Below are 13,264 nucleotides of genomic sequence, written 5' to 3'. Positions count from 1 at the left end.
AGTTGTCAGGATGCGCGCCCGGCATACCCGGCGCGCATCCTGACAAGTCGTGGGGTGGGAGGATGCCCGGGTGAGCGAGGACTGGGCGGCGCAGCGCACGGAGGCGGCCCGCGTGCAGGCGGAGCGCCTGCGGGCGCGGCAGGACGCCGAGCACGCGGAGGCGGAGGCGCTGCTGCGCGACTTCGTCCGGGTCGCGGCGGACGCCGGGCCGGAGCCCGAGCCGCTGCAGGTCAAGGGCTACGGCGGGCGCGGGACGGCGCGCACGTCGCTGCGCGGCTGGTACCTGCGCCACGACCGCACCGCCGCCGTCACGACCGACGGCACGTTCTACGTCCTCACCGCCCCGCTGACGTTGCTCGACCGGGTGCGCGGCGCGCGCGTGGAGCCGCAGCGGCCGCCGATGGTCCTCGGCGCGGGGGGCAAGGACGGCAGCTCGATCGACCTCGTCGACGCGCTGGAACGGCTGTTCCCCGGCTGGCGGGACGCCGCGACGTAGCGGTCCGTCGCCGTACCGGCGCACGACGGCGACGAACCGCTACGTCAGCGCGACACCGACCGGCCCGGCGACCTCCGGCAGCGCGAGGTAGCCGGCCCACCCGCCGTCGTCGAGCGGGTACGCCGCGGCGTGGGACCCCGGAGCGCGGTTGGTCACGCGCAGCGCCTCGATCCGCGGCGACCCGGCGGGCAGACCGAAGGCGTCGGGCGTGAGGTCGTGCAGCGCGAGCAGGTCGCGCGGGTCGCGCGGGCTCACCCAGCGCGCGACGCCGGCGGGGAACGTCAGCGGCGCCCGCGCCTGCACCGCGTCCCGGACCGCGCGGATGCCGAGCGGCGACCCGGGCGTGAGCAGCAGCGGCACCTCCGGCCCGCCCGTGCGTGCCGACAGCACCGAGTACGCCACCACGCTGCCGAGCGAGTGCGCGACGACGACGGCCCGCCCGTCGCCGGACGCCGCGTCGGCCAGCGCGCCGGCGAGGCCCGCGTCGATCACCCGCTGGACGGCGTCGTCGTGCAGGTAGGCGTACACGTCCCGCGTCAGGGTGAGCAGGACCGCGGCGCTCACTCCCGGCACGTACCGGTCCACCAGGCCCAGCGCCGCGACGAGCGCGGCCACCAGCGCGTCACCGACCGCGCCCTCCGCGACCACCGGGGACGACGCCGCCACGTCGGGCCGGGCGGCGGCGAGCACCTCGCGCGCGACGTCGAGCACGAACCGCGCCTCGCCGTCCGGCAGGGCGCCCACGAGCCGGGGGAGCGCCGCCGGGTCCGCGGCGAGCGCGTGCACCGTCACCGGGGGCGCGGTGCCGCCGTCGACCAGCCGCTCGAGCGTGTCGCCGTAGTAGACGAACGACGTGTCGTCGTCCGTCGGTCGCAGCCCGTGGCCCGCGGCGGCCAGCCCCGCGCCCAGCGCGCCGAGCCACTGCGCCTCGAGCACCTCCGGGTCGCGTCCGTCGAGGTCACGGCCGTGGACGAGCACCAGTCGGGTCACGCGGGCGACGGTACCGACCCACGGAGGACCGACGTGGGACGCTGGGCCCATGGGGAACACTCAGGACGTCGCAGCCCTGGTCGCCGAGGTGGAGCAGCAGGAGCGCGAGCTCGTGCTCACCCGGTTCACGCACGACGACGCGTGGCAGCTCGGCTGCCTGCTCGTCGAGCTCGCCGCCGAGCGCGGCCTGGCCGTCACGGTGGACGTCCGCAAGGGGCCGCAGCAGGTGTTCCACGCGGCGCGCGAGGGCACCACGCCGGACAACGACACGTGGGTGCAGCGCAAGGTGCGCGTCGTGGAGCGGTTCGGTGCGTCGTCGTACCTCACCGGCCTGCGCGCCCGGGCCCGGGGCGAGGACTTCAACGCCAAGCACCAGCTGCCGTTGCAGGAGTACGCCGCGCACGGCGGGGCGTTCCCCGTGCGGGTCGAGGGCGTCGGGGCCGTCGGCGTCGTCACGGTGTCCGGGCTGCCGCAGGCCGACGACCACGCCCTGGTCGTCGAGGCCCTGCGCGTGCACGCCGCCGGCGGCGCCTGACCGCCGCGGCCCGGCCCGGGGCACCGCACGGCCCTCCGCCGTCTACGGTGGCCCCGTGCCCGCGCTGCTCCTGACGAACGCCCGCCTCGCGGGCCGCCCCGACCGGCCCGTCGACCTGCTGCTCGACGACGGGCGGATCGCCGCGGTGGTCCCTGCGGGCGCTCCCGCCCCGGTGCCCGTCTCGACGCTGCCCGAGCAGGTCGACGTCGACGGGCGCACGGTGGTGCCCGGCCTGTGGGACGCGCACACCCACCTCACGCAGTGGGCGATGGTGCGCCAGCGCCTCGACGTGTCGGCCGCGACGAGCGCCGCGCACGCCGCCGCCCTCGTGCGCGACCGTCTGGACCGGGCCGCCCCGCCTGCCGGCGGCGCGCCGCTGGTCGGCTACGGCTTCCGGTGGGCCACCTGGCCGGACGACCCGACGGCCGCGGTGCTCGACGCCGCGGTGGCCGAGGCGGGGACGGCGGACGTGCCGGTCGTCCTGCTGTCCGGGGACCTGCACAGCGCGTGGGCCTCGACCGCGGGCCTGCGCTTCCTCGGCATCGCGGAGCACCCCACCGGGCTGCTGCGCGAGGAGGAATGGATGCCCGCCAGCCCGCGCATCGTCACGGTGGACGACGCCGTGGCGGATGCCCTGGTCGCGGACGCGGCCCGCGCTGCGGCCGCGCGCGGCGTCGTCGGCGTCGTCGACTTCGAGGTCGCCGACAACCTCGACTCCTGGCGCCGGCGCGTGGCCGGCGGCTGGGACGGGCTGCGCGTGCGCACCGGGGTGTGGGAGCAGCACCTGGACGCGGTGCTCGACGCCGGGCTGCGGCACGGTGACCCGCTCGGCGACCCGGACGGGTCCGACCTGGTGACGCAGGGCCCGCTCAAGGTGATCAGCGACGGCTCGCTCAACACGCTCACCGCGTTCTGCTTCGAGGAGTACGCCGGGATGGCCGGGCCCGACGCGCACGGCATCCTCAACATCGCGACCGACCACCTCGTCCCCCTCATGGTGCGCGCCCACGCGGCCGGCCTGAGCTGCGCGATCCACGCCATCGGCGACCGCGCCAACGCGCTCGCCCTCGACGCGTTCGAGGCCTCGGGTGCGCGCGGCTCGGTGGAGCACGCGCAGCTGCTGCGCCCCGACGACGTCGCGCGGTTCGCCGCGCTGGGCGTCACCGCGAGCGTGCAGCCCGAGCACGCGATGGACGACCGCGACGTCACCGAGCGGCTGTGGCCGGGGCGGGCCGGCCGGGCGTTCCCGCTGGCCGAGCTGCGCGCGGCGGGCGTGACGCTGACCCTGGGCTCGGACGCGCCCGTCGCCCCGCTCGACCCGTGGGTCGCCATCGCCTCCGCCGTCACCCGGTCGCGTGACGGGCGCGAGCCCTGGCACCCCGAGCAGCGGATCGACGTCCGCGCCGCGCTCGAGGCGTCCGTCGACGGCCGGCCCCTCGACCTCGCCGCCGGCGGCCCCGCCGACCTGGCCGTGCTCGACGTCGACCCGCTCGCGCTCCCCGCCGGGCTCGACGGACCCGCGGTGCACGACGACCCGGTGGCGCTCGCCGACGCGCTGCGCGGCACCGCCGTCGCCGCGACGCTCGTGGCGGGCCGCTGGACCCATCACGCGCTCTGACGACGACGCCCTCTGACGACCGCACCCCGCACCCTTCGAGCACGGGATCCGTACCGCCAAGGCCAGGGGTGGCGGTACGGATCCCGTGCTCGAAGGGGACTGTCAGGCGCGGAGCTCGGCGATCTCCGCGAGCAGGGCGTCGCGCTGCTCGGCGTCGTCGACGTGCTTCGTCACGACGCGCTCCAGCCGGTCCCAGTCCTCGCGGGCGAGGGCGGAGAACAGCTGCTGCGCCTGGCCGGTGGACAGGTCGAGCTCGGCCAGGCGGGCGAGCAGGCCGGGGCCGGGCTCCGGCTGCGGGGCCGCCTGCTCCTGCGCGGCCTTCCAGCCGACGAACGCGCCGGGCCGGTTGGTGATCATTCCCTCGACGCCGAGGTCGGTGAACCGGGTCCAGTCGGCGGCGGAGTCGACCGTCCAGACGAACACGCCGACGCCCGCGGCGTTGAGGTCCTCGACGACGGAGGGACGCGTCGCCAGCGCCGCGCCGGACGGGTTGTAGTACGTCGCGTGCAGGCGCTCCGCGGTGGCGACCGGGTCGGCGTCGAGGGTGCCGCGCAGCAGGCCGAGCGGGATCTGCGGGGCTCGGTCGTACGCGTACTCCAGCGCCTTCTCGTCGAACGACTGCAGCACCACCCGGTCCTCCAGGCCGGCGTCGAGGATCATGTCGACGGTCCGGTTGACCTCCTCCCGGGTCTCGGGGCCCTTGATCTCGAGCAGCAGGTCGGAGCTGCCGGTGTCCATGAGGTCGAGCACTTGCGCGAACGTGGGCACCGGCTCACCGGCGAACGCCGGGCTGAACCACGAGCCGGCGTCGAGGGAGCCGACGTACGGCGACCGCAGGACCGCGACGTCGCCCGTCCCGTCGGTCGTGCGGTCCACCGTCTGGTCGTGGATGACGACGGGCACGCCGTCGGCGGTGGTGTGCACGTCGATCTCGACGTACTCGGCGCCGGTCTTCATCGCCGCGGCGTACGCGGCGAGCGTGTTCTCCGGGGTGACGGCCGAGTAGCCGCGGTGCGCGGCCGTGACGGGCAGGTCGCCGGGCTCGTTCACCACCGGCTTCGCCTCGATCTCGGTGACGACGACGTCGTCGATGCTGACGCGCGCGCCGTCGGCGGAGAAGCCGAGCACGCCGTCGTCGGTGCGGCCGATGCGTCCCTCGAGCACCTCCTGGCCGTCGTACACCCAGGTGGCGTGGTTCCCCTGCACCTCGATCGCGATGCGCACGTCCTTGCCGACGCCGGCGTCCGACGGTGCGGACGCCGTCGCGGGCACGTTCCACGCGTTCCCCGAGGTGCGCTCGGCCAGCTCGATGCCGTTGCTCGCCGTCGTGGTGGAGCGCATGGCCGCCTGCCACCACGGCACGCCGCCGGCGGGGTCGATGTCGAGGATCGGCGCGAGCCAGCGGGTCGCGTTGTTGACGGCGTCGAAGCGCACGGTGGCCTCGAGGCGGTAGTTCTCCAGGTGCGGGCCGAACGTGACGCGCCCGATGCTCGACGCCTCGCCCACGAGCCGGCCGTCCTGGACCGACCAGTCGCCCGCCCCGACGCGCCAGCCGTCCGGCAGGGAGCCGTCCGCGACGTCGTCGAAGTCCTGGGCGTAGGCGACGTCGCCGGGCTCCGCCGCGAGCGGCGCGGCGGGCACCGCGGCGGTCGCCACGGGGGGTGCGACGAGGGTCGCGCCGAACGAGGCGACGGACACCCCGGCGGCGACGGCGAACGCGAGCGAGGCGGGGACGGTGCGCGTCCCGGGCGGGGCGAGCAGGATGCGGCGGCGGGCGGTCATGGTGGTCCTCCTGGCGGTTCCTGGCGGGTCGCCGGGGACGCTAGGAAGCCGGGGTGTCCGGCCCGGGGTCGGACGCGTGGCCCGTCGATGACGGTCGGGAGAACTTCCGGTGCCGGTGCGAGACTGCGGGGATGACCGACCCCACGGACGCCGAGACCCGCCTGCGGGCGCGGCTCGCGGAGGTGGAGGAGCGCGTCGTGGCGCAGCGTCGCGCCGTCGACGGCATCGTCGAGTCGGCGCGCGACTCCAACGCCGACGACGAGCACGACCCCGAGGGCGCCACGCTCGCCTGGGAGCGCCAGCAGGCGTCGGCGCTCGCCGCCGGCGCGGAGACGGAGCGGCGCGAGCTGCTGGCCGCGCTCGACCGCGTGGCGGCGGGGACGTACGGCGTGTGCGAGGTCTGCGGCCGGCCCATCCCCGCCGCGCGCCTGGAGGCGAGGCCCGCCGCCACCCGCTGCGTCGAGCATGCGCGCTGAGCGGCTCCGGACGACGCTCGGCGCGGCACTTTCGCCTCACGTCGGCAGTTCGAACTGCCGCGCCGGGCGTGAACTGCCGCGCCGAGCGTGAGTCAGCGGGCGTCGACGCTCATGCCCCGCCAGGCGACGCGCACGGCCTCGCGGCAGCGGGCGAGCACCTCGGGGTCGTCGAGCGCGGCCCCGCGCACCACCGGCTGGTAGTAGAAGACGCCGTTGATCAGGTCGATGCAGGCGTCGACGTCGAGGTCGGGACGCAGCTCGCCGCGTGCGACGCCGGCCCGCAGCAGCGCGACCATGGCTCCCCGGCGCCGGGCGACGTGCGAGCGCCAGTACGCCTGCGCGAGCTTGCGGTCCGTCATGGCGAGGCGGACGCGCAGCCGGAACCGCTCCTCGGGGTAGTCCCGGCCCGCGGGCTGCGCGCCGGGGGTGAGCGCGCTCAGCAGGTTCTCCAGCAGGTCGCCCTCGAGCGGGATGGCGTACGGCTCGCGACCGACGTCGAGGGCGGCAGCGACGAGGTCGGTCATGCTCGGCCACCGCCGGTAGATGGCGGCCCGGCTGACGCCGCTCGCCGCGACCACCCGGCTGACGGTCACGTCCTCGCCCCGCTCCAGGAGGGCGACGGCGGCGTCGAGGATCCGCTCGTCGTGACCCTCGGCGCGCGGCCGTCCGGGTCGACGACCGGGGTCGCGGCGCTCGGCCGCGACCCCGGGGCGCCCGGTCGGGACGACGGTCACGCGGCCTCCGGGGCGACGGCACGCTCGCGCAGCCGGGCGATCAGCCCGTCGGTCAGGCCCGCCGCACGCAGCGGGGCCAGCGGGTCGCCGTGCCGCTCGGCCAGCGCCGCGAACAGCTCGCGCATCGGCTCGGGGGAGAACTCGGCGCGGACGGCGGCGCGTGCCGCCTCGTCGAGGTCGAGGCCGTACCGGCGCATCAGCGGCTGCATCAGGGGCGCGATGCGCTCCATGATCGCGGCCGAGTTCTCGCCGGTCCGCGCGTAGTCCGTGACGATGTCGTCCTGCTCCGCGCCGAGCGCGAGGAGCAGCGACGCGGCGAGCACGCCCGTGCGGTCCTGGCCGGCGGCGCAGTGGAACGCGACCGCCCCGGGGGCGTGGGCGATGATCGCGAGCGCCGTGACGATCTGCGGGGCCGCGTCCTCGTACATGCGCACGTACATGCGGCCGAACCGGCGCTGGTCGATCAGGTCGGTGGCGGAGGTGCCGTCGGGGAGGGTCGCGGCGTCGTCCGTCGCCCGCCCGATGTCCGCCATCAGCGGTACGTGGTGGTAGGTCACGGAACGCTGCGCGCCGAGGGGGCCGCGGCCCGTGAGGGCCACCTCGTCGGCCGAACGCAGGTCGATGACGGCGCGCAGGCCGCCGTCGACGAGCGCGTCGGCGGCGTCGGGCGTGACGATCGCGAGGTCGTCGGCGCGGAGCGCGAACCCGGGACGTACGGCGCCGCCGTCGACGGCGATGCCGCCGAGGTCGCGCAGGTTGACGGGGGCGCTGAGGGCGAGGGTGGTGGCGTCGGCGGGGCTGTCGGTGAGGGTCACGTGATCTTCCTTCGGATGACGGCGCTGGCCTGGTCGATGACCGTGACCAGCACGATGATGCAGATGACGATCGCGGACAGGTGCCCGTAGTCGTACATCTTCATGGCGGTGGTGAGCTCCAGGCCGATGCCGCCGGCGCCGACCATGCCGAGGATGGTCGCGCCGCGCACGTTCCCCTCGAACAGCAGGAGCGTGTAGGAGACGAGCATCGGCCCGGCCTGCGGCAGGACGCCGTACTGGACGACCTGCCGCCGCGACGCCCCGACGGCCTGCATGGCGGTGACGGGCCCGCGGTCGACGGCCTCCATGGCCTCGGCGAAGACCTTGCCGATGGAGCCGACGGAGCCGACAGTCATGGCGAGGATGCCGGCGAACGGCCCCAGCCCGACGGCGGAGACGAACATCAGGGCGAACACGAGGTCGGGCAGGGAGCGGATGACGTTCATGACCCAGCGGGTCGGGTAGTACAGCCAGCGCGGGGCGATGTTCGACGCCGCCCCGAACGCGACGACCAGCGACAGCCCGGCACCGAGCACGGTGCCGACGATCGCCATCTGCAGCGTCTCGATCAGCAGGTCGACGATGACGTCGAGCTCGTCCCAGGTGGGCGGGAACATGCGCGAGAGGAACTCGCCCATGTTGGCGGCGCCCTCGCCGAGCTTCGCGACGTTGAACTCCGCGCCGACGGACGACCAGACCAGCAGGGCGAGCGCGATCGGCACCCCGACGAGGAAGCGGGCGCGGGGCACGGTGAACGCGCGCTCCAGCCGCTCGCGCTCGTGCGGGTCGAGCCGCGGCTGCCCCGTCGCGCGCTGCCCTGAGCGTCCGCGCTGCCCGGGGGGTTGCTGTCGCGGTGCGGTGAGCGTCATCGTCCCGCCTCCCCGTCGGCCGCGCGGCCCTCGTCGTCCCCGTCGCCGAGGTCCGCGTAGACCGCGTCGAGGGAGGCGGCGTCGAGCCGGTCGGTGCGGTCGCTGACGAGCACGCGGCCGTGCCGGAGCCCGACGACGCGGTCGGAGTGCTCGAGGGCCAGCGGCAGCACGTGCAGGCTCACCAGCACCGGGATGCCGTCCTCGCGCGCGATCTGCTGCAGGAGCTCCAGCACGGAGTGCGACATCTTCGGGTCGAGCGAGGCGACCGGCTCGTCGGCGAGGACGAGCCGCGGCTGCTGCATCAGCGCCCGCGCGATGGCGACGCGCTGCTGCTGCCCGCCGGACAGCGACCGGGCCTGCTCGGTCGCCTTGTGCGCGATGCCGACGCGGTCGAGCAGCTCCAGGGCCCGCCGGCGGTGCGCGGCGGAGAACCCGCCGCCGAGGTTCACCGGGCCGGCCTGGTGGAGGGCGCCGGTCAGCACGTTCGTGAGCACGCTGAGCCGCCCGACGAGGTTGAACTGCTGGAACACCTGCCCGACCGACGCGCGCAGCCGCCGCAGGTCGCCGCGTCGCAGGTTCGTCAGGTCGTGACCCGCGACGCGCACGGTGCCGGCGTTCACCGGCGCGAACCCGGTGAGGCTGCGCATCAGGGTGGACTTGCCGGAGCCGGAGGCGCCGAGCAGCGCGACCGTCTCACCGGGGAACAGGTCGAGGTCGACGCCGTCGAGCACGAGCGGTCCGTCGCCGTACGCGACCTGGAGCCCGCGCACCGTGACGAGCGGGAGCGTGGCGTCGCCGGAGGGTGCCGGGCGCGCGGTGGGCGCCGGGGAGGTGGTCGTGGTCATCGCGCTCACGACCCGCTGAGGTCGGGGATGTCCACGTCGGCGATGGCGGCGACGTCGACGAACGGCTGGAAGATCTCGGCGTCGGGCTCGAGGATCGGCTCGGTGCCCTGCATCGCCTCCATCATGGCGCCGAGCTCGTCGGCGTTCTCCTCGGTGAAGATCTCGGGCAGCGCGTCGAGCAGGATCTCGCGCTTGTCGTCCGCGAGCTGCTGGTCGGCGAGCACGGTCACGGCGACGGGCATGGAGGCGCTCTCGCCGATGGAGCGCGTCTCGCCCTCCTCGAACGGGAACATCGCGTTCCCCTGGCCGGCCATCGTGGGGAACATCGTCGACGTGCACGCGACGTCCGCCTGGCCCTCCTTGAGGGCGGTGAAGCTCATGTCGTGGCCGCCGGAGAACAGGGCCTCGTAGTCGGTGTCCTTCTCGAGGCCGGCGTCGTGCAGCGCGGCGACGGGCATGAAGTACCCGGACGACGACGCCGGGTCGGCGAACGCGACCACGGTGTCGGGGGTGATGTCGTCGAACGACCGCAGCGGGGAGTCGTCGAGCACGAGGCAGGTCGACACGGGGGAGTCGTCGCCGGGCCACGCCACCAGCGAGTCGACCTCGCCGGTGTTGACGGCCAGCGCGGACGGGAACCCGCTCATGAAGCCGATGTCGGTGTGGTGGTTGCGCAGGGCCTCGACGACGGCCGTGTAGTCGGGCACGTCGACGATCTCGACCTCGCGGCCCGTCTCGGACTCGACGAGGGCGGCGAACGCCTCGATGGGGTTCTCGGCGGCGGGGTCGTCGCCGAGCGGGGTGGTCGCGAACGTGATGGGGGCGTTCGGGTCGGCCTCCGCCGCGGAGGCGTCGGCGCCGGAGGGGGAGCAGCCGGCGAGGACGACGGCGGCACCGAGCAGCCCGAGGGCGGGCAGGGCCAGGGCAGGCAGAGCGCGGGCGCGCATGGGCGTTCCTTTCGGGAGCACGCGGGGGCCCAGGAGGGCCCGGCGGATATCGCGACTGGCGATACCGGAACTCCATCCGGCGAACATGGCCGTGAATTACGAGACCGCCGGACCTGGAAAGGAAGACTCGGTGAACAGTGCGTGGCCGCCGCCGCACGCCCGCTCACAGCGCGTCGGGTGCGAGCATGTCCGGGTGCGCGTGGAGCCGGCGACGTTCGAGGGTGCGGTCGCGCACGTCGTGGGGCGGGTGCTGGACCATGGCGAGGGTGCCGGACGGCGGGACGACGCCGTGCGGCCGGTGCGGGTGCTCGTCGACGGGCACCCGTCCACCCGCCCGGAGGACCTTGCCGACGCGCTGGTCGAGCCGCTGCGCGCGGCGGGCCGACCGGTCGCGCGGGTGCGCGTCCGGGACTTCCTGCGCGCCCGGTCGCTGCGTCTCGAGCGCGGCCGCCGGGACGCCGACGCGCTGCTGGACGAGTGGATCGACGTCGACGGCCTCAACCGCGAGGTGCTGCTCTCGGTCGTCACGCGGGGCCGCTGGCTGCCGAGCCTGCGCGACCCGGACACCGGGCGCTCCACGCGGGCCGCGTACGAGGACGCGCCGCCGGGCACCGTCGTCGTGCTCGACGGGTCGCTCGCGCTGGGCCGCGGGCTCGACGTCGACCTGTCCGTCCACCTCGCGCTGCGGACCGCGACGGAGACGCGGAACACCCCGCTCGAGGACGCGTGGACCCTCGCGGCCTACGGGCGCTACGGCCGCGAGGCCCAGCCCGAGAGGCGCGCGGACGTCGTCGTCCGGGTGGACCACCCCGCCCGGCCCGCGCTGCTGCTGCCCGACTGAGGGGCCGGACGGGTCAGCCCCTGCAGAGGCAGAACGGGTGGCCGGCAGGGTCGGCGAAGACGCGGAAGGTGTCCTCGCCGCCGGGCAGGCGCTGCGCGCCGACGGCGAGCGCCGCCTGCTCGGCCTCGTCGAGGGTCTGCGGGCCCACCTGCAGGTCGAGGTGCAGCTGCTGCGGGTAGGCCGGGTCGGGCCAGCGCGGGGCGGTGTAGCCCTCCACCTGCTGGAACAGCAGCGCGCGCTCACCGCCGAGCATCGCCATCCCCTCGTCGTCGTAGACCACCGGCTCGCCGAGGACGCCGGACCAGAACGCGGCGGCGGCCGAGGCGTCCGGCACGTCGAACGTGAGGCCCATGATCGTCAGGCCGTCGTCGTCCGCGGCGTGGCACAGGTCGAACGGGTGCCCGGCGGGGTCGGCCAGGGTGGTCCACTCCGGGTTCTCGCGGAGCACCGTGGCGCCGAGTCCGACGGCGCGCTGCACGGCGGCCGCGACGTCCGGCACGCGCAGGTCGAGGTGCGCCTGCTGCGGATGCTCCTGCCCGGGCCACCGCGGGGGCACCAGGTCGGGCGCCGGCTGGAAGGCGAGCGACCAGCCGTCGGGGGTGCGCAGCGTGATCCAGTTCTCTCCGTAGCCCTGCTGGTCGACCTCCGCGCCGGTCAGCCCCTGCCAGAAGTCGGCCGCCACCCGGGGGTCCGGGGCGTCGAACACCACCGCGTCCAGGGCTGCGACCCGCGTCGTCGTCTCGTCGCTCATGCCGTCCAGCGTGCCGCGGACCCCCGACACCCGCAGCGCGCCGGCCGGCGGGGGCTGTACACGTCGCCCGGGCGGGACGATCATGCTGCTCACCGCTGTCGGACGCCTGGGGGCCGCATGATCGTCGCACCGTTCGGACGCTTCACCGAGGGCCGGGTGCCCGACCCGGGCATCGCGCGCCTGTTCACGCGGGAGAACCGGTGGCAGGCGCGGCTCGACGTCGAGGCGGCCCTCGCCCTGGCCGAGGCCGACGCGGGGCTCATCCCGGCGGAGTCGGCCCGCGCCATCGCGCTCACCGCGCGGATCGAAAAGCTCGACGTCAGGCGGGTCCTCGCGGCGACGGCCGAGGCGAGCCACCCCCTGGTGCCGCTCATCGAGGAGTTCGCGCGCGCCGTCGGCTCCAAGCACGGCGGCTGGGTGCACTGGGGCGCGACGACGCAGAACATCACGCAGACGGCCGACGTGCTGGTGCTGCGCGACGCGCACCGTGCCGTGCTGCGCCAGCTCGGCCGCGTGCTGCGCTCGGCGGGCAAGCTCGCGGAGTCGTCGGCGGCGCTGCCGATGGCGGGCCGCACGCACTCCCAGCACGCGGTGCCGGTGACGTTCGGCTTCAAGGTCGCGGTGTGGATCGACCAGCTCGCCGCGCACGCGGACCGGCTGGAGCGGCTCGACGAGCGGCTGTTCTGCGTGCTCATGGGCGGCGCGGCGGGCACGTTCGCGTCGTTCGGGGGCTCGGGGCGGGCGATCGAGTCGGGCGTGGCGCGGCGGCTCGGGCTGCACCCGATGCGGGTGCCGTCCCGGTCGGTCAACGACGGCATCGTGGAGCTCGTGCTGGTGCTGGCGCAGCTCGCGGGCACGATCGGGAAGATCGGCCGGGACGTCTACACGCTGATGCAGCCGGAGTTCGCGGAGGCGTTCGAGCCGGTGCCGGAGGGCACGGTCGGCAGCTCGACGATGCCGCACAAGCGCAACCCCCAGCTCGCCCTGGACATGCAGACGATGTCGGCGGAGCTGCGGGCGCTCGCCGGTCCGGCGCTGGAGTCGATGCTGCACGACCAGGAGGCGAACGGCGCCATGACGGCCCTGCTGGAGGACGTCTCGGCGTCGGCCGCGGTGCTGGCCGGCGACATGCTCGCGCGGCTCGAGGTGGTGATGGACGGCCTGGAGCTCGACCCGGGCCGGATGCGGGCGAACATCCGCCTGTCCGAGGGGATGATCGGCTCGGAGTCCCTCATGCTCGCCCTCGGGGAGAAGATCGGGCGGCAGAAGGCGCACGACGTCGTGTTCGCCGTCGCGCAGGCGACCGCGGCAGACGGGCGCCCGTTCCTCGAGCTGCTGCACGGCGACCCCGTGGTCAGCGAGGCCTTCGACGACGACGAGCTGCGCGCCCTCCTCGACCCGGCGGGCTACCTGGGCCTGAGCGCCGAGATCGCGCGCGAGCTCGCCGCCTGCGCGGACGAGACCGCCGACCGGCTCGAGGCGCTGCCCGCGCGGATCCCCGTCTCCGTCGGGAGCCAGCGGCCCGGGGAGGGGTGAAACCCGGGCCCGGGGGTGGCGCCCGCGCG

At 75.5% G+C, this 13,264-nt stretch carries 14 protein-coding genes; 6 read left to right on the top strand and 8 right to left on the bottom strand.

Annotated features, from left to right (window positions below):
- The first annotated feature begins 70 nt into the window (after positions 1-70).
- Positions 71-496 carry a hypothetical protein gene (locus ACH436_RS18545; protein WP_430561678.1) on the top strand — a complete coding sequence of 142 codons (426 nt, stop codon included), beginning with the start codon at positions 71-73 and terminating at the stop codon, positions 494-496.
- Between the two features lie 39 nt (positions 497-535).
- Here ACH436_RS18545 and ACH436_RS18540 read toward each other — a convergent pair whose 3' ends face one another.
- A complete protein-coding gene (locus ACH436_RS18540) occupies positions 536-1,486 on the bottom strand; it encodes a hypothetical protein (RefSeq protein WP_430561677.1) in 951 nt (316 codons plus the stop codon).
- Between the two features lie 49 nt (positions 1,487-1,535).
- Between ACH436_RS18540 and ACH436_RS18535 the strand changes: the two genes are divergently transcribed.
- Entirely contained in the window at positions 1,536-2,021 is a 486-nt protein-coding gene (locus ACH436_RS18535; RefSeq protein WP_430561676.1) for a heme-degrading domain-containing protein, read from the top strand.
- 55 nt (positions 2,022-2,076) lie between these two features.
- Positions 2,077-3,639 carry an amidohydrolase gene (locus ACH436_RS18530; protein ID WP_430561675.1) on the top strand — a complete coding sequence of 521 codons (1,563 nt, stop codon included), beginning with the start codon at positions 2,077-2,079 and terminating at the stop codon, positions 3,637-3,639.
- Positions 3,640-3,741: 102 nt separating this feature from the next.
- Here the strand turns inward: ACH436_RS18530 and ACH436_RS18525 are convergent, their stop codons facing one another.
- A complete protein-coding gene (locus tag ACH436_RS18525; RefSeq protein WP_430561674.1) occupies positions 3,742-5,421 on the bottom strand; it encodes a glycerophosphodiester phosphodiesterase family protein in 1,680 nt (559 codons plus the stop codon).
- Between the two features lie 131 nt (positions 5,422-5,552).
- Between ACH436_RS18525 and ACH436_RS18520 the strand changes: the two genes are divergently transcribed.
- Entirely contained in the window at positions 5,553-5,897 is a 345-nt protein-coding gene (locus ACH436_RS18520) for a TraR/DksA family transcriptional regulator (protein WP_430561673.1), read from the top strand.
- A gap of 92 nt (positions 5,898-5,989) precedes the next feature.
- Here the strand turns inward: ACH436_RS18520 and ACH436_RS18515 are convergent, their stop codons facing one another.
- Genes ACH436_RS18515 through phnD form a run of 5 tightly spaced genes read right to left on the bottom strand, consistent with a single transcriptional unit; the run spans position 5,990 to position 10,107 of the window.
- Complete coding sequence (locus tag ACH436_RS18515; RefSeq protein ID WP_430561672.1) at positions 5,990-6,631, bottom strand: TetR/AcrR family transcriptional regulator; 642 nt, start codon at positions 6,629-6,631, stop codon at positions 5,990-5,992.
- Positions 6,628-7,446 carry a tyrosine-protein phosphatase gene (locus ACH436_RS18510; RefSeq protein ID WP_430561671.1) on the bottom strand — a complete coding sequence of 273 codons (819 nt, stop codon included), beginning with the start codon at positions 7,444-7,446 and terminating at the stop codon, positions 6,628-6,630. Before ACH436_RS18510 ends, ACH436_RS18515 begins: the two co-directional genes overlap by 4 nt.
- Positions 7,443-8,315 (bottom strand): phosphonate ABC transporter, permease protein PhnE, encoded by an 873-nt coding sequence (gene phnE / locus ACH436_RS18505; protein ID WP_430561670.1) that lies wholly within the window; start codon positions 8,313-8,315, stop codon positions 7,443-7,445. The genes ACH436_RS18510 and phnE overlap by 4 nt, the downstream gene beginning before the upstream one ends.
- Positions 8,312-9,160, bottom strand: coding sequence for a phosphonate ABC transporter ATP-binding protein (locus ACH436_RS18500; RefSeq protein WP_430561669.1), 849 nt, complete (start codon positions 9,158-9,160; stop codon positions 8,312-8,314). The genes phnE and ACH436_RS18500 overlap by 4 nt, the downstream gene beginning before the upstream one ends.
- Before the next feature lie 5 nt (positions 9,161-9,165).
- Complete coding sequence (gene phnD, locus ACH436_RS18495) at positions 9,166-10,107, bottom strand: phosphate/phosphite/phosphonate ABC transporter substrate-binding protein (protein ID WP_430561668.1); 942 nt, start codon at positions 10,105-10,107, stop codon at positions 9,166-9,168.
- Between the two features lie 193 nt (positions 10,108-10,300).
- Between phnD and ACH436_RS18490 the strand changes: the two genes are divergently transcribed.
- Positions 10,301-10,948 (top strand): uridine kinase, encoded by a 648-nt coding sequence (locus tag ACH436_RS18490; protein WP_430561667.1) that lies wholly within the window; start codon positions 10,301-10,303, stop codon positions 10,946-10,948.
- 13 nt (positions 10,949-10,961) lie between these two features.
- Here ACH436_RS18490 and ACH436_RS18485 read toward each other — a convergent pair whose 3' ends face one another.
- A complete protein-coding gene (locus ACH436_RS18485) occupies positions 10,962-11,699 on the bottom strand; it encodes a VOC family protein (protein WP_430561666.1) in 738 nt (245 codons plus the stop codon).
- 117 nt (positions 11,700-11,816) lie between these two features.
- On the opposite strand from ACH436_RS18485, the gene ACH436_RS18480 reads away from it, so the two are divergent.
- Positions 11,817-13,235, top strand: a complete 1,419-nt coding sequence (locus ACH436_RS18480) for an adenylosuccinate lyase family protein (protein WP_430561665.1) — start codon at positions 11,817-11,819, stop codon at positions 13,233-13,235.
- The last annotated feature ends 29 nt before the right edge of the window (positions 13,236-13,264 follow it).

Source organism: Isoptericola sp. NPDC019693 (assembly GCF_044389085.1).
GTDB lineage: Bacteria > Actinomycetota > Actinomycetes > Actinomycetales > Cellulomonadaceae > Isoptericola.
This window is presented reverse-complemented; position numbering and strand designations above follow the sequence as displayed.